Genomic DNA, 21,873 nt, shown 5'->3' on the forward strand with positions numbered 1-21,873 from the left:
CTTGTCTGTGTATCAAGCTTACGCTTCCATGATGATCGGCAGGATCATGGGGCGGCGGCGTGTGGCGTCGAAGATGAAGCGGCCGAGAACGTCGCGGATGGTCGTCTTGATGGAGGACCATTCGGTGATGTGCTCATCCTCGCACTTCTTGAGAGCGCTGAAGACGCGCCTTCTGGCGGTATCCATGAGTTCTTCGGATTCGCGCACGTAGACGAAGCCGCGTGACACGAAATCGGGTCCGGAGACCATGCGGCCGGAGGAGCGGTTGATCGTCACGACGACGATGATGACGCCTTCGCGCGAGAGCTGCTGGCGGTCGCGCAGGACGATGTTGCCGACGTCGCCAACGCCGAGACCGTCGATGAGGACGATGCCGGACTGCACCTTGCCGTTGAGTTTCGCCGTATTGCGCGTGAATTCAAGGATGCCGCCGTTCTCATTGAGGAAGATGTTTTCTTCCGGCATGCCGAGGCTCTGCGCGAGCTTGGCATGGCGCACGAGCATGCGGTATTCGCCGTGCACGGGCATGAAGTAGCGCGGGCGGATCAAATTGTGCATGAGCTTCAGTGCATCCTGCCCAGCGTGACCCGAAACGTGGATGCCCTCGCTCCTGCCGTAGACGACGTCAGCGCCGAGCTTCAGGAGGAGATCGATGGTCTTGCCGACGTAGCGTTCGTTGCCGGGAATCGGCGTCGCCGAGATGATGATGGTGTCCATCGGCGTGATGTTGACCTTGCGATGCGAGCTCATCGCCATGCGCGTCAGAGCGGACATCGGCTCGCCCTGGCTGCCTGTCGTCGCGATGACGATCTGGTTGTCGTTGTAGCGGCCAATCTCGTCGATGTCGACGATCGTGCCCTCGGGTGCGGTCAGATAGCCGAGTTCCATCGCGATGTTCGTGACGTTGACCATGCTGCGGCCAAGGATCGCCACCTTGCGGCGGTAGCGCACGGCGGAGTCGATGATCTGCTGGATGCGTGAGACGTTCGAGGAGAAGGTCGCGACGATGATGCGCCCGCGTGCGCGCCGAAATACGCGGTCGAAGGCGACGCCGACGGTCGCTTCGCTCGGCACAGGCTCTGTGCGCTCGGCGTTCGTGCTGTCGGCAAGCATGAGCAGCACGCTCTTGTTGCCGATTTCCGAGAGCGTCTTGAAGTCCGTGAGCTTTCCGTCGACGGGCGTGTAGTCCATCTTGAAGTCGCCCGTGTGAAAGATCGTGCCGAGTGGCGTGCGGATCGCGAGCGCCACGGCATCGGGGATGCTGTGGTTCACGCGCACGAACTTGATGGCGAAGCAGCCGAGCCGCAGCTGATCGCCCGCCATGATGGGATGGAGGTTCTGCGTCGAAACGCCGCGCTCCTCCAAGCGTCCCTTGAGGATGCCGAGCGTCAGCGGCGTGCCGTAGACGGGAACGTCGATCTGCGTGAGGACGTACGGCAGAGCGCCGATGTGATCCTCGTGACCGTGCGTCAGTACGATGCCTTTGATACAGTCGCGGTTTTCCAACAGATAGGTGATGTCTGGGATGACGAGGTCGATGCCGAGCATGTCCTCCGTCGGAAACATCAGTCCCGCGTCGATGACGAGAATGTCATTGCCGAAACGCAATACCGTCATGTTCTTGCCGATTTCCCCGAGGCCGCCCAAGGGGATGACCTGTAATTTTTTTGCATTGGCCGGATGATTGGCAGAATGTGTGGCAGAATGTGTGTTTGAAGAATTTGAAGCCAAAAAATATACACCTCCGAAATTTTTGTTTTAGGAAGCGCTGAATGTATCCGCGCTTCCTGTCATGTCCTGTGTGATAGCTGAACATACGTCCAGCAAGTTTTAGCCGATCAATACACATCTCATAGTATTATATAACACATGAACTCTTTTTGCAAAAGAAAACGACAAAAAGCCGCCCGTGAAGGCGGCGAACGGACAAGCCTCTTTATGGATTTTCTACTAAGGCGAGGCGAAGTCCTACGCAGTTGGAAATTTTGGCAAAGGTATCGAGCCTCGGCATCGCACCGCATCTTTCAAAACGAGCAATGGAAGATTGTGCAATGCCTGATCTTTGTGCCAAATCTCTCTGCGTCCATCCTTTTTTCTCGCGAGTTTCGATGATTTGCGCAACCAGACTTGCGGCAAGAGATAGTTCACTTTTTTCAGTTTCCGTCAAAGATTGAATTTCCTTTTTTTTGCTTTGCCAACTGCGCATGATAAGGACTCCTTTTAGGTGTAGATTTTTAGCGTGATGAAAAATCTTTTTCCCATTGTTGTTTTTTTCGTAATGCTGTACGGATTTCCTGCACAGGCGTCTTCTGTGACTTTTTTGAGAAGGTGTGCAACAAGACGATCGTGCCGTTCTGCCAGACGAAAAAAATGATTCTGCAGTTCGTGAAGTTTCTGCAGGGCAGGGAGTCGTGGATTTATGACTCCCGCTCGACGCGGACGTTTACGTCGTAGAAGGTGCTGCCGCCGCCCTTGTCGGTCAGGCGCTGGCTGGTCAGCATGTTGAGGCCGCACCTTCCTTTGCAGTAGGCGCGCCACCAGACGCCTTCGCTGACGAGCGTGCCGGGGCGGACGCGGCGGCTCAGGGCGAGCGTGAAGCCGGCCGCGCCGCGCTCGTTGCTGCATACGACGGGGTCGCCGTCCGCAAGCCCGAGCTTTTCTGCATCGTCGGGGTGCATCAGAAGTTCCATGACCTTGCCGCGCGAGAGTTCCTCACGCTCGTTGAAGGAGGAGTCGAGGATGCGTGCATCGGGAGCGCTGATGAATTGGAACGGCTCGTCGTCGCCGTGGGCGGGGAAGTAGTCGGGCAGGGGCGGCTCTTCTTTCGGGTTCAGGAGTTCGATCTTGCCCGAGGGCGTTTTGAAGTCGAGCTTGTAATTCTCGGGCAGAGGAAGGTCGACGGGCAGCCCTGCGGCGAGCGCTGCCTTGTCTACGGGAAGCGGCCAGGCGTCGGTCGAGGCGATCAGCTCGTCGATGAGTTCATCCTCGCTTTTTTTGAAGAACGGGTCGTCAAGCCCTAGGGCGTCGGCCAGCAGGCAGGCGACTGCCCAGTTCGGCTTCGACTCGCCGATGGGCAAAATGACAGCTTCGCCGCGCTGGATCGTGTAGTGTCCATAGGCTGCATAGATGTCGCTGTGCTCGAGCGAGGTCGTCGCCGGCAGCACGATGTCGGCATAGAGCGCCGTGTCGGTCAGGAAGCGTTCGTGCACGACGGTGAAGAGGTCATCGCGCAGAAGTCCCTCGGTCACTTTCTTCTGGTCGGGTGCGGTGCAGGCAGGATTCGAGGAGTAGACGAAGAGGCTCTTGATGGGCGGCTCGGAGGCGGAGGTCAAGGCGTTGCCGATTTCGCACATGTTGACGAGGCGCACGTTTTTCCGCAGGTCGGGGCGCTGCACGATGTTCTTGCTGAAGGCTCGGCTGCCCGGCACGGAGGAGAGGAGGCCGCCGCCCGGCTTCTTCCATGCGCCGACGGCGGCGGGCAGAGCGAGCAGGAGGCGCGTCGTCATCGCGCCGTTCGTATAGCGCGAGAAGCCGCTGCCAAGACGGATGAAGGGCGCGCGCGCCTTGCCGTAGGCGAGGGCGAGTTCTCGTATGGCCGCGGGAGAAAGTCCCGTGACAGCAGCGGCGCTTTCCGGCGTATGGCGCGGCAGGACATCTTTTTTCAGTTCTTGCCAGCCTTGGACGTGCGCGGCGAGGAAAGTCTCGTCCGTGAGTCCCTCTGTTTCCAGCACATGGAGCAGTGCGAGCGCGAGTGCGCCGTCCGTGCCGGGGCGCACGAAGAAGGCGCGGTCGGCCTGACGCGCCGTTGCCGTCTCGTATGTATCGACGCACCAGATTTTGGCGCCGCGCTTTTTTGCCACCTGCACATCGTGCGCGAAGTGGATGTCCGTCGCGAGCATGGAGAGACTCCAGAGGATGATGAGATCGCTTTGCTGTGCTTCCTGCGGGCGGATGGCGAGGGTCGCTCCCATGACGGAGTTCCAGCCATGACGCTTTGCGGGGGAGCAGATCGTGCGGTCAAGCTCTGCCGCTCCGAGTGCGCGGAAGAGCGCGTGATAGGCGTCGTGCTGCAAGAGTCCCATCGTTCCTGCGTAGGAGTAGGGCTGTATGGCCTCCGCGCCGTACTGCGCGATGATTTCCTGCCAGCGTGCGGCGATCTCCTGCACCGCATCTCGCCAGGAAATCGGACGGAACTCGCCCGCGCCCTTCTTTCCCGTGCGCTTGAGCGGCGTGAGGAGACGGCGCGGCGAATGGACGGTGCGCTCGTAATGCGCCATTTTTGGACAGAGCGTGCCGCGCGTGAAACTGTGTGCGGGGTCGCCTTTGACCTTTCGAGCCAGCCCGTCCTCGACCTCGACGAGAAGGCCGCAGCAGTCGGGACAGTCGTAGGGACAGACCGAGCGCAGGATTTCCATGATGATTCCTCCCAACAAGCAGAGCGAAGATAAGGCCGCGCACGAGCGTCCGCAAAGCGGGGCGTGTGCGTGCAGGCTATAAGCATAGCAGACGAAGGCGCGGCTGGCAAGGCTTTTCGCGCATCACTCCATGATGCCCGCCATCTTCAGCAGATACTGAGCGTTGCGCGTCGTGCAGCGTCCTTCTTTGATCTTGTAGTCGAAGAGAAGCTTGTCGTCCTCGTAGCTTTCTTCAAAGTGCCAGTTCGTTACGGGAGCGGCGTCGCTTTCGATCTCGCAAAGCTCGAAGTCGTGCGTGGAGACGAGGGTGATGAAGTCCGCGCCTGTGAGGCGCGAAATGGCTTCTCTTGCGCCGATGAGGCGATCGGCGCTATTCGTGCCCTTGAAGATTTCGTCGATGACGATGAGCATGGGCAGGCGCTTTTCCTTGAACGCCATCATGCTCTTGATGCGCAGGATTTCGGCATAGAAGGTGGAAAGGCCGTGCGCCGCGTCGTCCGTCACGCGGATCGAGGTGAAGATGTGAAGCGGCGAGAGGCGAAAGCGCTCGCCCGGCACGGGGGCGCCCGCGTAGGCGAGGACGCAGGCGCTTGCGACGGTTCTGAGGTACGTCGTCTTGCCCGACATGTTCGATCCCGTGATGATGCGCGTGCCTGCCGTCGCGTCGATGTCGTTCGGCACAGCCTTTTCCTCGGGAATCAGGAGATGGGTCAAGTTCTTGGCTTCGAGGCGCGGCGAAGCGTCTTCGAGGAGTTCGGGGAACGCATACATTTCGCGCACGAGTCCCACGGTCGAGAGGGAGAGGAGCACTTCGGTTTCCGCCCAGACGGCGAGCCAGTCGCCGAGGTGCGCGGCGGCCTTTTCCTGCCAGTGTGCGATGCGGTGCGCGAAGTGCAGGTCGCTGAGGAAGAAGGCGTTGGCGAGCAGCAGGAAGATGAGGTTGTGACGCGTGTGCGCATGATCGGCGAGGACGGCGAGGCGGCGCAGGGAGCGCGCGGCGCCGCCCGCCTTGAGCTGCGTCTGCAGTGCGATAAGGTGCGGGCTTTGAAATGTCGCATCTTCGAGGCGCGAAAAGAGACGCTCGTAGAGGCGCAATTCGCGGTGCATGGCGGCGAGCGGCTTCTGCGCGGATGCCGTGCGCCTGCCGAGCGCGAAGGCGATGAGGAACTGCAGCAGCACGAGTATGGCGGGCATCGTCCAGCCGATGAGAGAAAGCGATGCGCCGACGATGGCGAGCGCGAGGGCGGCGGGAAGAACCCACGCGATGAAGACCGTGCCCGCGTAGGGCTTCTCTGTATTTCTTTGCAGCGCTGTGAGGAGCGGCTTTGTATCGTGCCCGTCAGGCAGAAGAGCGGCTGCTGCCGTGAGGTCGAGGACGAGCCTGGGGCGGGTGATCAGTTCCTCGACGGCTTTTTGCCTCTTCCTTGCAAGCGCGAGATCAGCAGGGAAGGGGGAGAGCGCGTCGGCGAGGCTATCGCGCCCCGCCTTCGTGCGTGCGGCGCAAAGGTACTGGTAGATGGAATCAGCGCCGAAGAGGCTCAGATCCTGCGCCTGTGGCAATTCGTCCTTCAGATATTCCGCGCCCGTCACAGGAAAGTTGTGCCACTCCCCCGAAAATCGTGCGAGGAAGTTTGAAAGCGCGGCGATGTGGCTCTCCAAGAGCAGGCGCTGTTCGAAGAGCTTGCCGTGACGGCGCAGGAGCGCGGTGAAGCAGCAGGCGAGCGCGACGGCGACGAGATATATCTCAAGTGCGCCCGTGTCCCAGGCGGCGGCGAGCGCGAGAAGGCACAGGAAGAACGTCGTGAGGCGCAGCCAGGAAAGCATCTGTCCGCGCCGATCCAGCCGCCGCTTCTCGGCGAGATCCGTCTCTCGCGCCGCTTGGAAGAAATTTTTGTTCATAAAGCATCGTCCTCGTCTTTAACCGATATGTAATCCGTCTTTCCCTATATTATAAGCGTGAAACGCATCTGCGTCCAGTTCTCAGCCGCAGAATTCGCGAGGGATTTTGTTTGAGGATTCACTGGCAATGGTATATAATGAAAGAAATAAAGATTATGGAGGTGCGTCGAATGGCACAGGATATTGTTGTATCCATGGACGATGATTTGAAATCGAATTTTGAAGAAGTGTGTGCGGATATCGGACTTTCTGCGCCTTCCGCTATCTTGATCTTTGCGCGGCGCGTCGCGCGGGAGCGCAGGATTCCGTTTGAACTGAGAGCCGCTCCTCTGACGGATTCGCTCTATTCGGAGAAGAGCCTGGCACGTTTGCGTCGCGGCATTGCGCAGCTTGATGCCGGAAAAGGCGTGCAGCACGATTTGATCGAGGTTGCAGGCGATGAATAAGGTTTGGTCGGACGATGCGTGGGAAGAGTACATTGCTTGGCAGATGCAGGACAAGAAAACCTTGAAACGGATCAACCTGCTGCTTAAGGATGTCGAGCGTCACCCGTTCGAGGGAATCGGCAAGCCTGAGCCGCTCAGAGGAGAGTTGAGCGGTTTTTGGAGTCGGAGAATTGATGAGAAGAATCGTTTGCTTTATCGGGTGTCGCGAGATTCGTTGGAGATTTTGTCCTGTAAAGGTCACTACGATTGACAATACCGCATTTTTGAAATGATTTGCCTAAGCTTCGGCGATGCATTTGTTTCAAAAGTGCGGTTTTTTGATACAAAATCATAGAGAATCATAAAAAATCGCTGGCGTATGGAAAAAATTATGATATAATATATTCATATCATAAGATAAATTAAATCGATAACATTTCTTATTGTGACGAAGTGCGAAGGAGTGTGCTGCCGTTGGAAAATTCCTTGACGCTTTCCTTCGAGGATGCGGGCATATCCTTCGCGGGACGCAGCGTGCTTCGGGGGCTTTCTTTCCAGCTTGCGGGCGGCATCGTCGCCAGCGTGCGCGGGCCGAACGGCAGCGGCAAGTCCACGCTCCTGCGCCTGGCGGCGGGGCTTCTGCGTCCGACAAAAGGGCGCGTCGCGCTGCAGACGGCGGCGGGAGAGGCCGAGGGAGCGGCGTGGCAGGCGAATCTCGCCTATCTCTCGCCCGAGCTTTCGCTCTACCCGCTGCTGACGGCGGCGGAGAACCTCGACTTCTTCCTCGGACTGCGCGGTATTGCGCTTTCCGATGCGGCGCGACGGACGCTCCTCGCGCGCGTGGGACTCAAGGGGGCGCAAGATTGGCGGATGCAGACGGCAAGCTTCTCGACAGGTATGCGCCAGCGTCTGAAGCTCGCCGTGCTGCTCGGCGCGGATGCGCCCTTCTGGCTGCTCGACGAGCCGGGCGCGAACCTCGATGAGGAAGGGCGCACGCTTCTCGCCGCGCTCGCGCGTGAAGCGGCGGCAGAAGGCCGGCTCGTGCTCTGGGCGACGAACGAGCAAAAAGAGGAGGTGGCTGCCGATGCAAGGATCTGCATTGCAGGGGGCGCGGCTCATCTTTCGTAGGGAGGTCGCCTGTGCCATGCGCAGCCGCTCCTCTTGGGCGGCGATGTTCATGTTTTCGTTGACGGCGATCGCGGCGCTTTCCTTTGCGCTTCGTTGTGCGCCGCCTGAGCCGCAGGTAGCGGCGGGACTCTTGTGGGTCGTGTTGTTTTTCTCGGCGGAGGCGGGCGTCGGCCGGGCGTTCTACGAAGAGGCGGCGAGCGGCACGCTGCTCGCCCTGCGCATCTATGCCGGAGCGCAGGCGGTGTTCGTCGGCAAATTCTGCTACACGCTCTTCATGCTCGTAGCACTCGCCGTCTTTGACCTAGCGCTCTTTCAAGTCTTTCTCGGCTTTTCGCTGGCGGACTTCTTCGCCGCCATGGTCTTTCTCCTCGTCGTATTCTTGGGCATCTGGGGTTTGGCGGCGGCGGGCGTCATCGTCTCGGCGCTGACGGTCGGTGCGGGCGCGAAGAGCGGACTGTTTTCCGTGCTGCTGCTGCCCGTCGTTTTGCCCGTGTTCCTGCCCGCGCTCAATCTCACGGGAGAGCTTTTCAGCTCCCTCCTGCCGTCCTCTTCCCTGCTCGGTGCGATGGCGCTCTACGACATGATCCTGACGCTCGGCGCCTCGTGGCTCTTCGACTTCGTATGGCAGGAAATCTGAAACGGCGGCGAAAAAGAATGCTCGCCGATTCTTTCAAGAACAAGGGGTGAATCTATGCTTCGCGTCCTCATCATCGTGCTGACAGCAGCGCTCTTCGCCGCTGTGTTCTTCCTCGTGCCGCCCGCAGAAGGCTTGGGCGACTATGTGCGCCTCGTTTTCTTCCATGTTCCGGCGGCGTGGGTCTCGGTTCTCGCCTTTCTTCTGAGTGCGTGGTGGGCGCTTCGCTTCCTGCGATGTCGCAAGGAGCGCTTCGACGCGCTGAGCGCACGCTCGGCGAAGCTGGGCTTCTTCTTCGTGATCTTCGCCACGGCGACGGGCGCGCTCTTCAGCCGCCTTTCGTGGGGCGCATGGTGGAATTGGGATCCGCGCCAGACGACGATCTTCGTACTCATCCTCATCTACGGCGCATATCTCACGCTGCGCTCGGCTGTGCCCGAAAACCGCGGGCGTGCGCTCGTCTCGGCGGTCTACTCGCTCTTTTCTTTTCTGACCGTGCCGTTCCTCGTCTTCCTTCTGCCGCGCCTCTACTTCTCGCTGCATCCCGAGCCGCTGTTGAACAGCGGCGCACATGTGGCGATGGAGCCGTTGATGCTCGGCGTGCTCGCGCTCGGTCTTATCGACGCGACCTTGCTCTATTTCGCACTGCTCTTTCGGTCTGTCAAGGAGGACTGACGCATGAAAAAATCGTATGTGCTCTTCGGCCTCATCGCCCTCTTCGTCCTCTATGCGGGCTGGGCGTTCGCCGACAGCATCACGCCCTATGTCGACATCGCTGAGGCGCGGTCGGCGCACGGCTCCGTGCAGGTCAAGGGGCTGCTCGATCCGGATGCTCCCGCACCCGCGCAGAAGGGGAAGGATTTCGTCTTCGGACTCGTCGATGAATCAGGAGAAAAAATGGAAGTGCATTATCACGGCACAGAGCCTGATCAATTTCGCTCGGCGCATCACATCGTCGCCGTCGGTTCGTACAAGGACGGCGCGTTCGAGGCGGATCGGCTGCTCATCAAGTGTCCGTCGAAGTATGAAAAGATAAAAGGCGGTTCATTATGACAGCCGGCACGGCATTCCTCGTACTCTCGCTCATCTTTGCGATGGCGGCAGCATTTTCATGGATGCGCGGAAAGGCGGCTGCGGGCAAGGCGCTCGCGCTCGCTTCCTTCTTCGCGGCGGTCTTGGCGAGCGCATGGCTCTTCTGGCTGATTCTGCACGATCGCTTCGACATCGACTATGTGTGGAGCTATTCCTCGCTCGATCTGCCGCTCGTCTACAAGATTTCCGCCTTCTGGGCAGGACAGCAAGGCTCATTCCTCTTGTGGCTCTTCTTCCATGCGGCGGCGGGCGCGGCGCTCGCCCTTCGCGCACGGCTCGGAAACGCAGGTCAGGCCGTGTTCTTCTTCCTGCAGGCTCTTTTGGCGGCGCTCGTCCTCTTCTACAGTCCGTTCGCTGTGACGGAGGGCTATGCGCCTGCTGACGGCGCGGGAATGAATCCGCTCCTGCAAGACCCGTGGATGGCGATTCATCCGCCGCTCGTGTTCTTTGGCTACGCACTGCTCGCCGTGCCGTATGCGGCGTCCTTGGGGGCGCTGCTGTCTGAAAAGGCGGACAGCACGGCGTGGCTCGCACTTGCGCGAAGCTGGGCGCTCGTCGCCTGGGCGCTCCTCGGTGCGGGCATCTTCGTCGGTGCTTTCTGGGCGTACAAGGTGCTCGGCTGGGGCGGCTGGTGGGGCTGGGATCCCGTGGAGAACTCTTCGCTCGTGCCGTGGCTCGCTGCGGGCGTCCTCGTCCACCTGCTCTCTGCCGCTCGCGTGCGCCCGACGAATCTCGCACTCGCGCATCTTTCTGCTATCTTCTCCTATGCGCTCGCGCTCTACGGCACGTTCCTCGCGCGAAGCGGCCTTTTGGGCGATTTCTCCGTGCATTCTTTCAGCGGCACGGGCGTCGGCCTCTGGCTTGTCGCCGTCGATGCGATCGTAGCGCTGGCGGGACTTTCGCTTCTCGTCTGGCGTGCGGGAAAGTTCCCCAAAGGCTCTCCGTACCCGGCGCATCGAAGCCGCGAATTCTTCCTCTTGCTCGGCTGTCTTGCCCTGACCTTTCTCGCCATCATCGTATTCATCGGCATGTCGATGCCGCTTCTCACAGGGCTTGGCGGCGATTCTGCCGCCGTCGACACGGGCTTCTACGTCAAGACGAGCCTGCCGCTCGCCATCTGTATGCTGCTTGCGATGGCAGCCGCCTCCTTGCTGCACTATGGCGAGGGTCAGGTGTCGCTGCCAAAGGCGCTCATCGGCGCTATATTTGTAGGTGCGGCGGCGGCAGGACTCGCAGGCGTCAGAGAAGTCTCCTCGCTTGTCCTTGCGGGCGCTGCGGCTGTCGCCGCTTTTGCGAGTGTTCTCGCTTGGCGCGGCGGTGCACTTCGCCTTGCCGCAGCCGTCGCACACGCGGGCGCGGCTCTGGCTCTTTTTACGATGGCGCTCGCCGCGGCGGGAACGAGCACGACACTTGAGTTCGTGCCGGATGAGCCGCAGTCCTTCGGCAGAAACTCGATTCTCTACGAGGGCATGGAACTTTCGGAGAGCCGCAGGGAGAAGGAGTATGTGTTCCGCGTCGACGGCGAGGAAGTGCGCGCCTTGACGAAACTCAGCGCGAGCGGCGAGGATGCGGCGAGAGAGCCTGCTATCGCGCACGGCGCGGCGGGCGACATCTACATCGCTCCCTCACCTGCGGCCGTCGGTCACGAGATCGTGCTGCAGCGCGGCAGGGCCATTTTGGAGGGAGATGTAGCCTACCGTCTGGAGCATGTCATGGAAGAAGAGGAGCCCGATGATGAGGGTCGCCGCCTCTTTCTCGCGGACATCGCCGTCACCGACGGCGAGACCGTTGACCTCGCCGAAGTCAGCTTGACGGCGGCGGGCATGAAGGCGACGACGGAATCCTTCGCCGTCCTCGATGGCAAGAGACGATTGCGCCTCTTGGGCATATCCGAGGATAGGAAGAGCATCATGCTGCAAATACTGCCGGCAATCGAGGAGGAAGCACGGCTGCCGCTGACGGCGTCCGTCAGCGAAAAACCGCTGCTCTGGCTTCTGTGGCTCGGTGCGGCATTCACCTTTTTCGGCACATCGTGCGCCCTAAGGAGGAGATGCTAGGCATATATTTTTGAGGAGACGAACCCCTTTGGTTATGGAAAGGAGGGAAGGGGATTGGAAGCAAAGGAATTCTTTCAGAAGAACACGCTGAAGTGCATCATCGGAGGCTTCGCCGCAGGCGTCATCTTTTCCGTCTGCACTTCGGCGGGGCTGTCGTTTTCCGGCTCTCCCGCATTTTGCGGACAGTGCCATGCGATGAAGATGGAGAAGGCGACGTTCATGGAATCGTCGCATCGAGAACGTGAGTGCGTGGACTGCCACCTGCCGCACGACAGCATGACGGCGTACTTCGTCGAGAAGGGACGAAGCGGCATGATCGACGTTTACCACGAGCTGAAGCGCGACTATCCTGCCAAGATCCGCATCTCGGAAGACGCAGAAAAGATCGTGAACGGTAACTGCCTGCGCTGTCATAGCGCGACGATGGCAGTCGTCCACGCAGGTCCGATGGACGCCAATACCGATTGCCTGAAATGCCACAGGAGCGTGGCACATGGCTCCAATCACCTGGAAGGAGGGATCAAAGTTGAGTAAGCTGCAAAAGTACTTGCTGGGCGTCATCGTTGTCTGTGTCGCATTCTTCGGCTTCGTCATCGTGCGCATCGGCATCGCCCAGCCGTCGAGCACCTTCAAGCTCGCTCAGATACCGACGGAGAACAATGCCCATCTCGGCATGGAAGCCTTCAAGGAGGCATATCCGCTCCAATACGAATCGTATCAGATGACGGCGAGCGATTCGCCGACGCCGACGGGCTATGGCAGTTCCGGCGTCCATTCGAGACTCATGGACGAACCGGAGATGATCGAAAACTGGAAGGGCTATGCCTTTTCCCTGCAGTATGACGATGACCGCGGCCATGTCTATGCGCTTGAGGACGTCAAGAACTCGCTGCGCACGAACAAGGCCAACCAGTCAGGCTCTTGCATCACCTGTAAGAGTGCCTATACGAAGGACGTCTTCTACGACACGATGGGCTGGGACTATACGTTGAAGAGCTTCAAGGAGCTGGCCGATCAGGTGCCGAACGACGCTTCGATCGCCTGTGCGACATGCCATGACGTCAAGACGATGAAGCTGCGTCTCGTCATTCCTGCGCAGATCGAAGATCTGGAGCGCAACTGGGGCAAGACATGGGACGAGCTCAGCGACAACGACAAGCGCGCCCTCGTCTGCGGCCAGTGCCATACGGAGTATTACTTCGAGCAGGCGAAGAAGGGCCGCGTCGTGTTCCCGCGCGACAACGGCTACACGGCGGAAGAGATGTACGAGTACTACAAGCGCACCGATCTGCCGGGCGGCTTCAAGGGCGACTGGAAGCATCCCGACTCGGGCGCGATGATGCTCAAGGCGCAGCATCCCGACTACGATGTTTGGAAGACGAGCGTCCATGCGGACGCGGGCGTCACCTGCATCGACTGCCACATGCCGTACATGCGCAAGAACGGGCAGAAGTACACGTCGCATTATATTTCCAGCCCGTTGAAGTACGTCGAGGACGCATGCCTCAAGTGCCACGATGAAAGCAAGGAAGTGCTCATCGCACGCGTCAAGACGATCCACGACAACACTTTCAAGCTGCAGAGAACGGCGGGCATCACGTGCGCCAAGGCACATCTCGCCATCAAGGCGGCGGCAGAAGCCGGTGCGACGGACGAGCAGCTCGCTCCGGCGCGTGAGCTGATTCGCGAAGCGCAGTGGTATTGGGACTACGTCGAGGCTGAAAACGGCGTCGGCTTCCACAATCCCGACCAGTGCATGAGGACGCTCGGTCTCTCGATCGACCTCGCACATCAGGCGATCGAAGCGGCAAATGCCGCTACGCGCGGCGCGTTCCCGATGGACAATCTGCCGGACAAGCCGTTTGATCATCTCTGAGCGGCAGATAAACGAAGATAAGATTGACAGCTTGCTGTCCTAAATGAAAAGCCCGTGCGCCTTGAGCGGCGCGCGGGCTTTTTGCGTGCGAGAGGGGTTCCTTCAAAGGAATATGCAGAGGTCTTTCCTATACCTTGAACTTGCTGATGGCAGCGTGCATCGCCTGCGACATCTCGTTGAGCGAGTGGCTTGCGGCGGCGATCTGCTGAACGGCAGCGGTCTGCTCCTGGGTCGCGGCAGATACGGTCTGCGATTCGGCGGCAACGCTGCGGCTCATCTTGTTCATCGACTCTGCGGAGTCGCGTATGCTGTGCGTGCTCTGCTCCAATTCGTGGACGCGGCTGCCCATGGCGCTCGATTCGCTGGCGACGTGCTCGACCATGGAGGCGATCTCCTTGAAGGTGCGGCCGGCTGCGTCGACGGCTTCTGTGCCGCCCTGCGCCTGGGAGGCGCCTTCCTGCATGACCTCGACGGCATTCTGCGCCTTTTCCTGAATCGAGGTGATGAGCGCGGTGATCTCGTCCGCCGACGTGCTCGATTGCTCGGCGAGCTTTCGGACTTCCTCGGCGACGACGGCGAAGCCTCGCCCGTTCTCGCCTGCGCGCGCTGCCTCGATGGCGGCGTTCAGTGCAAGGAGATTCGTCTGATCGGCGATGGCGGCGATGGCGTCGACAATCGTGCCGATCTTATCGGACTCTTCGCCGAGCACAGTGATGACTTCGGCGGAACGCGATACGGACTCTGCGATGCGCTGCATCTGCAGCACGGCCTCGTTGACCCGGGTCGCGCCCTGTGCTGCCGCGCGGTTCGTTCCATCGACGGCATCGACGGTCTGCGAGAGGTTTCCGGCGAAAGCGCTCATGTGCTGCTCAAGTGTGCCGATCTGAGCCTTCGTGCGATCCATTTCCGCGAATTGCTCGTTGCACGAGTCTGCCACCTTTGACATGGAGAAAGCGACCTGGGAACTGACCGTGGCGGATTGGTCGGCACTCTCGTTGAGCTGGGCGACAGCGGTCGTGATCTTTTCTGCCGCGTCGATGGCCTGCTTCATCATCTGCCGCACGTTGTGCTGCAAAGTGTCGAGCGCCTGGCTCATCCTGCCGATCTCGTCCGTGCTCGAAATCTTGGTCTCAAGCGCGGCGTTGTGGCGGAAGTCTCCCTGTGCAAGCGTGGCAAGGCGGTTCGTCACATGTGCGATAGGGGTTGCCAGCTTGTTGCTGAAGAAGATCGCCAAGGCGATGCAAAGGGCTTCAATCAAGACGGAAACGAGCACTGTCATGCGCAGGCTGCTGTAAAAATCCGCATCGATGACTTCCTTCTGTGCGGCGATGAGCGCGTCGATCTGGTCGATCCAGACGCCTGTGCCCAAGACCCATTGGTATGGCGCGAAGGTCGTGGTATAATTGCGCTTGGGCAGAGGCGTCGTCTCACCGGGCTTGGCAAAGCTCAGGTCAGTGTAGCCGCCGCCCGGCTGCCGGCCGTTTTTCAGCATCTCCTGAATGAAGTGGACGCCGTTGGGATCGACGAGATCGATGCGTGATTTGCCCTCGACGTCGCGCCCTAAGAGGACGACGTTCACGCCGTCCGCCGTATCGATCCAGAAGTATCCCTTGCCGTCGTCATAGCGCAGGTCGCGCACGAGATCGGCGGCAATCTTCTTCGCTTCCGGCTCGCTCAAGAGGCCGGCTTGCTGCTGTTGGTAGATCTTTTCGAGCAAGCTGACGACGATCTGCGTCTCGTTCTTCAAGGATGTGTCGACATCCTGCAGAAGCTGCGTGCGATAGTTTTCCAGCTGCGTCTGCGCTTCCATGCGCAGCGTCTGTAGCCAAAGCGCGGTGATACAGATGACGGTGACAAGTGAAGTTCCGACCATAAGGATGATGAACTTCATGCGCAGCGACGACGAAGCAAAATGAAACATGCATACCCCTCCCATAACCACGATCCATCCATGGATGTTGCTACTGCGGCGATGTTTCTTCCGCGAATGAATGTAGAACGCGATTTTACCAATAAACCTTCTCAAAAAACAGACCTATGTCCCTTTATTTTTTTATGTGTTCGGCATGGAAATGTGAAATCCTTCCCATAACACGAAAGATAATTCTTTTCTAATGGGTGCATACTCCTGGCTGCACATAGATTTATAAAACCTATTGACAAAGTATGATATTGTGCTATAATAAGCCTAACCTATGAATCAGGTATGTTTTCTTGTATTGCGGGCAAGCCCGAGGAAAGAGGAGATTTTGATGAGCGACGAGAGAAAGTATAAGTTTGAAACCCTGCAGCTCCATGTCGGGCAGGAGGAAGCCGATCCGGCGACGGATTCACGTGCTGTGCCGATCTACCAGACGACGTCGTACGTGTTCCGCAATTCGCAGCATGCGGCGGATCGTTTCAGTTTGAAGGATGCGGGCAACATCTACGGCAGGCTCATGAATCCGACGCAGGACGTGCTCGAAAAACGCGTGGCGGCGCTTGAAGGCGGCGTCGCGGCGCTCGCCTTTGCCTCGGGTGCAGCGGCCGTGACGACAGCGCTGCAGGGACTCGTTCATGCGGGACAGCACATCGTCGCTGAGACGACGATCTACGGCGGCACCTACAATCTTCTTGCGCACACCTTCCCTGATTTCGGCATTGAGACGACGTTTGTCGATCCGGCGGGCGGCGCGGCGGCCTTCGAGGCGGCAATTCGGGAGAACACGCAGGTCATCTACATCGAGTCCATCGGCAATCCGAACGCGAACCTCGTCGACATCGAGGCGGTCGCCGCCGTCGCGCACAAGCACGGCATTCCGCTCGTCGTCGATTCGACGTTTGCGACGCCGTATCAGCTGCGTCCCATCGAGCACGGCGCGGACATCGTCGTTCACTCGGCGACGAAGTTCATCGGCGGACACGGCACGACGCTCGGCGGCATCGTCGTCGACAGCGGCAAGTTCGACTGGACGGCATCGGGGCGCTTCCCGTGGCTCGTCGAGCCGAACGCGAGCTACCATGGCCTTTCCTTCGCGAAGGACGTCGGCGCCGCCGCTTTCGCCGTCTATTTGCGTGCGCTCCTTCTGCGCGACACGGGCGCGGCGATCTCGCCGTTTAATGCGTTCCTCCTGCTGCAGGGCGTTGAGACGCTTTCCTTGCGCGTCGAGCGCCATGTGGAGAACGCCTTGAAGGTCGTCGACTATCTCGCGAAACATCCTCAGGTCGAGAAGGTCAACCATCCCTCGCTCGCCTCGCATCCTGATCATGCGCTCTACGAGCATTACTTCCCGCAGGGCGGCATCTCCATCTTCACCTTCGAGGTCAAGGGCGGCGGCAAAGCGGCGCAGAAGTTCATCGACCACCTCAAGGTATTCAGCCTGCTCGCCAATGTTGCCGACGTGAAGTCGCTCGTCATCCATCCGGCAAGCACGACGCACTCCCAGATGAACGAGGAGGAACTGAAAAAGAGCGGCATCGCGCCCGGCACGATCCGCCTTTCCATCGGCACGGAGCATATTGACGACATTCTCTACGATTTGGAGCAGGCATTCAAGGCGCTCTGATGAAAAGAAAATACGGCAGGGGCTTTTGCGAAGCCTCTGCCGTATTTTTTTGCAGTTTTTCTGTCAGCGCTGCAGCGCCCTGACCTTGGCGATCATGGCGTCGCGCTTCATCTTCTCTTCGCGCGCGCGCGCGACCGCCCGCGCCTTGAAGGCGGCAAGCTCCTCTTCATCCACCATCTCTACAGCGCCTTCCGTGCGGCGGCACGCGATGTAGAGGAGCGTGATCGTCAGCGCCGTCGCCGTGATCGCGATGAAGGAATGCGGATATCCCGTCGCTTCGACGAAGCGCGGCCCCAAGATCCAGAGAACGGCGACGGGTAGCCACGCGGCGAGCATCGTGAAGGCGAAGCCCAGCACGAACGTGTTCTTCATCTTCCCCGAGGAAAGCACGCGGATGGAATAGCCGAAATGGTGCAGCACCGCCATGACGACGTACTGACCGACGAAGAAGCCGATGATCGATATGACGACCCAAGCGGCCTGTGGTATCTCTCCCATGACAAAAGCCTCCCTGCATTATCTAATCGTCTTTTATTATACCATAAGAATTGGATTTTCCCAAGAGCTGAAAAAACTTTCCGTGTGCCGTTTGATTTTCTCTTCGATGATTTATGATATAATGGAAAAGCGGTTTTCTTTTTTCTGTATACGGAGGGAGGCATTTACAATGAAATTTGCGATGTTCGGCGCGGGCGGCACGGGCGGGGTGCTCGGCGGCTATCTCGCGCTCGCGGGGCACGATGTGACGTTGATTGCACGCGGCAGGCACTTGGAGGCTCTTCAGAAGGACGGTCTGACGATCGAGTCGGCGCATCGAGGCACGCTCCATATCAAGAACGTGAAGGCGCAGACGGCGGAGGCTTACGATGAAACGCCCGATGTGCTCTTCGTCTGCTGCAAGTACTACGCGCTTCCCGACGCCATCGCGTTCGCGAAGCGTGCGGCAGGCCCCGATACGCTCATCATCCCGATCTTGAACGTCTTCGGCACGGGCGAGGTCATGCAGAAGGATTTGCCGGGGTTGACCGTGCTCGACGGCTGCATCTACATCTTCGGCAATCTCAAGGCGCCGGGCGTATTGGAGCAGCCGCAGAAGATCCTGCGCGTGATCTTCGGTTTCCGTCCCGATCAGGCGAAGTGCTTGGAGGAGAGGGCGAAGGCGCTCGAAAAGCTCCTGCAGGATGCCGACATTCGCGGACACTACAGCCTCGACATCCGCCGCGATGCGCTGACGAAGTTCGGCTTCGTCTCGCCGATGGGCGCGGCAGGGCTTTATCACGATGCGACGAGCGAGGCGTTTCAGAAGGAAGGCGCGGTGCGTGACACGTATCTCGGCCTGATCCGTGAGGTCGAGGCGCTCGGCAAGGCGATGGGGATTGTCTTCGAGAAGGATCTCGTGGCAACGGGCATTGCCTTCATCGATGCGTTCGAGCCGGGACTCAAGACGAGTATGCAGCGCGATGTGGAAAAGGGAGGACTTTCCGAGTTCGACGGACTCGTGAACCGCATCGTCGCTCTCGGCGAACGCTATCATGTGCCCGTGCCGCTCTACAAGAAGATCAGCGACTGGGGCAAGGCGAAGGGAATCCGATAAAAATATAGCGGTAGTGTCCTTGAGGGGAACTCAAGGCGTAAAGCTGAAAGGACGGGAAGAGCTATGAAAATCATCGTTGCGATTGATTCCTTCAAGGGAAGCCTTTCTTCCTTGAAGGCGGGAGAGATGGCAGCCGATGCTGCACGCGAGGTGTTTCCCGAGGCCGAGGTGGAGGTATTTCCGCTGGCAGACGGCGGCGAGGGCACGGTCGATGCGCTTGTCGAGGGACTTTCAGGCGAGGTCGTGCGCCTCGCTGTCACGGGTCCTTTGGAAAAGCCCGTCGAGAGCCGCTTCGGCTTCCTGCCCGCGACGCATACGGCGGTCATCGAAATGGCAGATGCGGCAGGATTGCCGCTCGTGCCCGAAGGCGAGCGCGATCCGCGCCGCACGACGACGTACGGACTCGGCGAACTCATGCTCGCCGCCATCGATCGCGGCTGCCGTGACTTCATCATCGGCATCGGCGGCAGTGCGACGAATGACTGCGGACTCGGCATGCTCACGGCGCTCGGCGCACGCTTTTTCGATGCGGAGGGAAAGGCTGTGGGAAGGACGGGCGGCGATGTTGCCGCTGTGCGGCGCATTGATCTTGCGGGGCTTCATCCTGCGCTCAAGGAGTGCTGCATTCACGTCGCCTGCGACGTGACGAATCCGCTCTATGGCCCCTTGGGCTGCTCGCATGTCTACGGCCCACAGAAAGGAGCGACGCCTGAGATCGTCGAGGAAATGGATGCGGCGATCCGGGCTTTCGCCGGATTGGCGGAAAGGGAACTTGGCATCGAGGGTGCACAGGTGCCCGGCGCGGGAGCGGCGGGCGGGCTCGGCTTTGCTTTTCACTCGTTTCTCAAGGCGGAGTTGAAGCCTGGTATCACGCTCGTGCTCGACGCTTTGGGCATAGAGAAGGCGCTCGCGGACGCAGACATCCTCCTGACGGGAGAGGGGCGCATGGATCGGCAGACCGCGATGGGAAAGGCGCCGGTCGGCGTCGCCAAGCTCGCCAAGATGAAGAGTCCGAAGCTCAAGGCGATTGCGCTGTGCGGCTGCGCGCTCGCCGATGCCGAGGCGGTGAACGAAGAAGGCATTGATGCCTACTTCCCGATTCTCCACCTGCCGATGACGGTCGCAGAAGCGATGGAGGAAGAAACGACGTGCCGCAATCTCAGGCAGACCGTGCGGCAGGCGCTTCTGCTCTATCGGGCGGCGCAAGGATAGCAAAGCCTGTCGGATATAAAAGAAAAGCCGCTGCGCGAGGCGCAGCGGCGAAGATTCTGGTGCTCATGGAGGGACTCGAACCCCCGACTTCCACCATGTGAGGGTGACACTCTAACCAACTGAGTTACATGAGCAGTATTGGGTTGAACATAAAATGTATTATACACGATTTTTTGTCCTTTGACTAGCCCTGAAAAGTAAAAAAATCGCCGTTATGCACATTTTTTTGTGGATAAAAAAGGTGGCCCTGTGGATAAACCTTGAAATGCGCTCAATCATTCACTGGTTATCCACAGGGAGTTGGGGGGAATTTGTGGAGAAGCAATGAATTGGTTGTTTTCGCCTAAATGAAAACAAATGTGGGAGATATGTCTGGAGTTGTGAGATGCAAGAGATGGAGGTGAGGCGTGATGGGCAGTTTGGAGAAGAAGGTCGAGCTTTTTTGCGAGGTCTTTCCCAAACTCAGCGACTTTGAGAAGGAGGATTGGGAAGAAAATTTTCTCGTGGAATTTACGCACGATTCGACCTCCATCGAGGGAAACACCCTGACCTTGATTGAAACGAAGATGATTCTTGCCGACAAGATTGTTCCGACGGAAACGACACTGCGCGAATTGGATGAAGTGCGCGGCCACGCAGAAGCGTGGCAGTTTGTCAAGGATTGCGTGAAGCGGCACGTTCCTCTGACGGAAGGCATCATCAAGGACATTCATGAAAGAGTCGTTCCCGCGCGGGGCATCGGCGGCATTTATCGCAATATTCCCGTGCATATCCGCGGTGCGCGTCATGTGCCGCCGAATCCGCGCAAGGTGTGGGAGGCGATGAAGGATTTCGCCTATCGCATGGAGCATGACGATTTTGCCGATCCGCTCGAAAAGGCGGCATGGCTTCATGCGGAGTTTGTCAGGATGCATCCGTTTCAAGATGGAAATGGGCGGACGGCGCGCCTTCTTATGAACTATCATTTGCTGGCGCAGGGTTTTCCACCGACTTCCATCAAGTTGAAGAACCGAGGCGCGTATTTCGCTGCTTTGGAAGAGTATTCCGTGGGCGGGCGTCTTACGTCGTTCTTGCAGTTGCTGCAGCAGAATATGGAGAGGGAATTGGAGGCGTTCTTTACGATGTATTCCCTGCACATGGACGTGCCGGAGTTGCAGAGGAAGAGGCCGGAACTGGCGGCTTTGGCGATGTCCTATAGAGAACAGGAGACTGCGAAGTATTGACGGAACGGCTTTTCGGAAGAAGTGTAAAAAAAGTTTGGGTGTGAATAAGAAAATGGCTCAAAAATTTTATGCCGTGCGTGCGGGACGTGCGACGGGAATCTTTCTTACATGGGAGGAATGCCGCGCGCAGGTAGAAGGCTTTCGCGGCGCACGCTACAAGAGCTTTCCGACGGAGGCAGAAGCCCGCGCCTGGCTTACGGCGGCGCAGCCTTTGTCGGCGCTCTTCGATGAAGCGGAAGCCGCGCCGACGCGCCGTGCGCCCGTGCGCAAAAAAAGCGCCGCAATGGGCGGCAGAGCGAATGAAGCGGCGGACGACGCATCTCTCTGCCATGTCTATACGGACGGCTCGTGCCTTCGGAATCCGAACGGGCCGGGCGGCTGGGCGGTCTGCATCGTGCGTCCGGGCGAGGAGATGGAGACGCTTTCGGGCGGCAATCCTTCGACGACGAACAACCGCATGGAGATGACGGCGGCGATCGAGGCGCTGCGTCATTTGCCCAAGCGAGAGCCGATCGTGCTGTCGACGGACAGCCAGTATCTGAAGAACGGCATCACGAAGTGGATCTTCAGTTGGAAGCGGCGCGGCTGGAAGAAAGCGGACGGGACTCCCGTCCTCAATCAGGAGCTTTGGCAGGAACTCGATGGCCTGATTGCCGGGCGAAGCATCATTTTCCGCTGGGTCAAGGGTCATGCGGGGCATAAGTACAATGAGATCTGCGACATGTTGGCAAAAAGAGAAGCACAAGCCTTTTTATGAAGGTTTGTGCTTCTCT

At 59.2% G+C, this 21,873-nt stretch carries 21 protein-coding genes and 1 tRNA gene; 14 read left to right on the forward strand and 8 right to left on the reverse strand.

Annotated elements, in window-relative coordinates; translation table 11 throughout:
• Positions 1–18: 18 nt before the first annotated feature.
• The 5 genes from SELSP_RS02970 to SELSP_RS02985 form a co-directional block, all read right to left on the reverse strand.
• Positions 19–1,647: a ribonuclease J gene (locus tag SELSP_RS02970; protein WP_006193395.1), complete on the reverse strand. Its 1,629-nt coding sequence runs from the start codon at positions 1,645–1,647 to the stop codon at positions 19–21.
• Between the two features lie 289 nt (positions 1,648–1,936).
• A complete protein-coding gene (locus SELSP_RS11885; protein WP_006193394.1) occupies positions 1,937–2,206 on the reverse strand; it encodes a helix-turn-helix domain-containing protein in 270 nt (89 codons plus the stop codon).
• A 28-nt stretch (positions 2,207–2,234) separates the two neighbouring features.
• Positions 2,235–2,417: a type II toxin-antitoxin system RelE/ParE family toxin gene (locus SELSP_RS12605; RefSeq protein WP_081443697.1), complete on the reverse strand. Its 183-nt coding sequence runs from the start codon at positions 2,415–2,417 to the stop codon at positions 2,235–2,237.
• On the reverse strand, positions 2,418–4,415 hold the full coding sequence (locus tag SELSP_RS02980; RefSeq protein ID WP_006193393.1) for a molybdopterin-dependent oxidoreductase: 1,998 nt from the start codon (positions 4,413–4,415) through the stop codon (positions 2,418–2,420).
• Between the two features lie 123 nt (positions 4,416–4,538).
• On the reverse strand, positions 4,539–6,314 hold the full coding sequence (locus SELSP_RS02985) for a MutS family DNA mismatch repair protein (RefSeq protein ID WP_006193392.1): 1,776 nt from the start codon (positions 6,312–6,314) through the stop codon (positions 4,539–4,541).
• 170 nt (positions 6,315–6,484) lie between these two features.
• On the opposite strand from SELSP_RS02985, the gene SELSP_RS02990 reads away from it, so the two are divergent.
• From SELSP_RS02990 to SELSP_RS03030, 9 genes are all read left to right on the forward strand, one after another.
• Entirely contained in the window at positions 6,485–6,760 is a 276-nt protein-coding gene (locus SELSP_RS02990; protein WP_013740633.1) for a type II toxin-antitoxin system RelB/DinJ family antitoxin, read from the forward strand.
• Positions 6,753–7,010: a Txe/YoeB family addiction module toxin gene (locus tag SELSP_RS02995; RefSeq protein WP_006193390.1), complete on the forward strand. Its 258-nt coding sequence runs from the start codon at positions 6,753–6,755 to the stop codon at positions 7,008–7,010. Before SELSP_RS02990 ends, SELSP_RS02995 begins: the two co-directional genes overlap by 8 nt.
• A gap of 203 nt (positions 7,011–7,213) precedes the next feature.
• Complete coding sequence (gene ccmA / locus SELSP_RS03000) at positions 7,214–7,867, forward strand: heme ABC exporter ATP-binding protein CcmA (protein WP_013740634.1); 654 nt, start codon at positions 7,214–7,216, stop codon at positions 7,865–7,867.
• Positions 7,824–8,504, forward strand: a complete 681-nt coding sequence (locus tag SELSP_RS03005; RefSeq protein ID WP_013740635.1) for a heme exporter protein CcmB — start codon at positions 7,824–7,826, stop codon at positions 8,502–8,504. The genes ccmA and SELSP_RS03005 overlap by 44 nt, the downstream gene beginning before the upstream one ends.
• A 54-nt stretch (positions 8,505–8,558) precedes the next feature.
• A complete protein-coding gene (ccsA, locus tag SELSP_RS03010) occupies positions 8,559–9,176 on the forward strand; it encodes a cytochrome c biogenesis protein CcsA (protein ID WP_006193387.1) in 618 nt (205 codons plus the stop codon).
• Between the two features lie 3 nt (positions 9,177–9,179).
• A complete protein-coding gene (locus SELSP_RS03015) occupies positions 9,180–9,554 on the forward strand; it encodes a cytochrome c maturation protein CcmE domain-containing protein (protein WP_006193386.1) in 375 nt (124 codons plus the stop codon).
• Positions 9,551–11,650 (forward strand): cytochrome c biogenesis protein CcsA, encoded by a 2,100-nt coding sequence (gene ccsA, locus SELSP_RS03020; RefSeq protein WP_006193385.1) that lies wholly within the window; start codon positions 9,551–9,553, stop codon positions 11,648–11,650. Before SELSP_RS03015 ends, ccsA (SELSP_RS03020) begins: the two co-directional genes overlap by 4 nt.
• Positions 11,651–11,704: 54 nt before the next feature.
• Entirely contained in the window at positions 11,705–12,184 is a 480-nt protein-coding gene (locus SELSP_RS03025) for a cytochrome c3 family protein (RefSeq protein WP_006193384.1), read from the forward strand.
• A complete protein-coding gene (locus SELSP_RS03030; RefSeq protein ID WP_006193383.1) occupies positions 12,177–13,526 on the forward strand; it encodes an ammonia-forming cytochrome c nitrite reductase subunit c552 in 1,350 nt (449 codons plus the stop codon). Before SELSP_RS03025 ends, SELSP_RS03030 begins: the two co-directional genes overlap by 8 nt.
• 127 nt (positions 13,527–13,653) lie before the next feature.
• Here SELSP_RS03030 and SELSP_RS03035 read toward each other — a convergent pair whose 3' ends face one another.
• Positions 13,654–15,447, reverse strand: coding sequence for a methyl-accepting chemotaxis protein (locus SELSP_RS03035; RefSeq protein WP_013740637.1), 1,794 nt, complete (start codon positions 15,445–15,447; stop codon positions 13,654–13,656).
• Positions 15,448–15,778: 331 nt separating this feature from the next.
• Between SELSP_RS03035 and SELSP_RS03040 the strand changes: the two genes are divergently transcribed.
• On the forward strand, positions 15,779–17,071 hold the full coding sequence (locus tag SELSP_RS03040) for an O-acetylhomoserine aminocarboxypropyltransferase/cysteine synthase family protein (RefSeq protein WP_013740638.1): 1,293 nt from the start codon (positions 15,779–15,781) through the stop codon (positions 17,069–17,071).
• 63 nt (positions 17,072–17,134) lie between these two features.
• Here the strand turns inward: SELSP_RS03040 and SELSP_RS03045 are convergent, their stop codons facing one another.
• The gene (locus SELSP_RS03045) at positions 17,135–17,569 is read right to left on the reverse strand and encodes a hypothetical protein (protein ID WP_006193380.1); all 435 of its coding nucleotides are present in this window, start codon (positions 17,567–17,569) and stop codon (positions 17,135–17,137) included.
• Positions 17,570–17,738: 169 nt separating this feature from the next.
• Between SELSP_RS03045 and SELSP_RS03050 the strand changes: the two genes are divergently transcribed.
• Positions 17,739–18,665, forward strand: coding sequence for a ketopantoate reductase family protein (locus SELSP_RS03050; protein WP_013740639.1), 927 nt, complete (start codon positions 17,739–17,741; stop codon positions 18,663–18,665).
• A gap of 63 nt (positions 18,666–18,728) precedes the next feature.
• Entirely contained in the window at positions 18,729–19,877 is a 1,149-nt protein-coding gene (locus SELSP_RS03055) for a glycerate kinase family protein (protein WP_006193378.1), read from the forward strand.
• 57 nt (positions 19,878–19,934) lie between these two features.
• On the opposite strand, the gene SELSP_RS03060 is transcribed toward SELSP_RS03055, so the two are convergent.
• Positions 19,935–20,011, reverse strand: a tRNA-Val gene (locus tag SELSP_RS03060).
• Between the two features lie 276 nt (positions 20,012–20,287).
• Here SELSP_RS03060 and SELSP_RS03065 point away from each other — a divergent pair.
• Positions 20,288–21,100 (forward strand): Fic family protein, encoded by an 813-nt coding sequence (locus tag SELSP_RS03065; RefSeq protein ID WP_006193377.1) that lies wholly within the window; start codon positions 20,288–20,290, stop codon positions 21,098–21,100.
• A gap of 52 nt (positions 21,101–21,152) precedes the next feature.
• Positions 21,153–21,857 (forward strand): ribonuclease HI, encoded by a 705-nt coding sequence (gene rnhA / locus SELSP_RS03070; protein WP_006193376.1) that lies wholly within the window; start codon positions 21,153–21,155, stop codon positions 21,855–21,857.
• Positions 21,858–21,873 lie beyond the last annotated feature (16 nt).

The sequence above is a fragment of the Selenomonas sputigena ATCC 35185 genome (assembly GCF_000208405.1).
In the GTDB taxonomy this organism is placed as follows: Bacteria; Bacillota; Negativicutes; order Selenomonadales; family Selenomonadaceae; genus Selenomonas; species Selenomonas sputigena.

Bases quoted from the DNA above. Each gene is read 5' to 3' on its own strand.
- SELSP_RS03055 (WP_006193378.1), top strand. From the start codon at position 18,729: ATGAAAATCATCGTTGCGATTGATTCCTTCAAGGGAAGCCTTTCTTCC.
- SELSP_RS03045 (WP_006193380.1), bottom strand. From the start codon at position 17,569: ATGGGAGAGATACCACAGGCCGCTTGGGTCGTCATATCGATCATCGGC.
- ccsA (WP_006193385.1), top strand. From the start codon at position 9,551: ATGACAGCCGGCACGGCATTCCTCGTACTCTCGCTCATCTTTGCGATG.
- SELSP_RS03065 (WP_006193377.1), top strand. From the start codon at position 20,288: ATGGGCAGTTTGGAGAAGAAGGTCGAGCTTTTTTGCGAGGTCTTTCCC.
- SELSP_RS03050 (WP_013740639.1), top strand. From the start codon at position 17,739: ATGAAATTTGCGATGTTCGGCGCGGGCGGCACGGGCGGGGTGCTCGGC.
- SELSP_RS02990 (WP_013740633.1), top strand. From the start codon at position 6,485: ATGGCACAGGATATTGTTGTATCCATGGACGATGATTTGAAATCGAAT.
- SELSP_RS02995 (WP_006193390.1), top strand. From the start codon at position 6,753: ATGAATAAGGTTTGGTCGGACGATGCGTGGGAAGAGTACATTGCTTGG.
- SELSP_RS02985 (WP_006193392.1), bottom strand. From the start codon at position 6,314: ATGAACAAAAATTTCTTCCAAGCGGCGCGAGAGACGGATCTCGCCGAG.
- SELSP_RS03035 (WP_013740637.1), bottom strand. From the start codon at position 15,447: ATGTTTCATTTTGCTTCGTCGTCGCTGCGCATGAAGTTCATCATCCTT.
- SELSP_RS03040 (WP_013740638.1), top strand. From the start codon at position 15,779: ATGAGCGACGAGAGAAAGTATAAGTTTGAAACCCTGCAGCTCCATGTC.
- ccsA (WP_006193387.1), top strand. From the start codon at position 8,559: ATGCTTCGCGTCCTCATCATCGTGCTGACAGCAGCGCTCTTCGCCGCT.
- rnhA (WP_006193376.1), top strand. From the start codon at position 21,153: ATGGCTCAAAAATTTTATGCCGTGCGTGCGGGACGTGCGACGGGAATC.
- SELSP_RS03005 (WP_013740635.1), top strand. From the start codon at position 7,824: ATGCAAGGATCTGCATTGCAGGGGGCGCGGCTCATCTTTCGTAGGGAG.
- SELSP_RS11885 (WP_006193394.1), bottom strand. From the start codon at position 2,206: ATGCGCAGTTGGCAAAGCAAAAAAAAGGAAATTCAATCTTTGACGGAA.
- SELSP_RS02980 (WP_006193393.1), bottom strand. From the start codon at position 4,415: ATGGAAATCCTGCGCTCGGTCTGTCCCTACGACTGTCCCGACTGCTGC.
- SELSP_RS03015 (WP_006193386.1), top strand. From the start codon at position 9,180: ATGAAAAAATCGTATGTGCTCTTCGGCCTCATCGCCCTCTTCGTCCTC.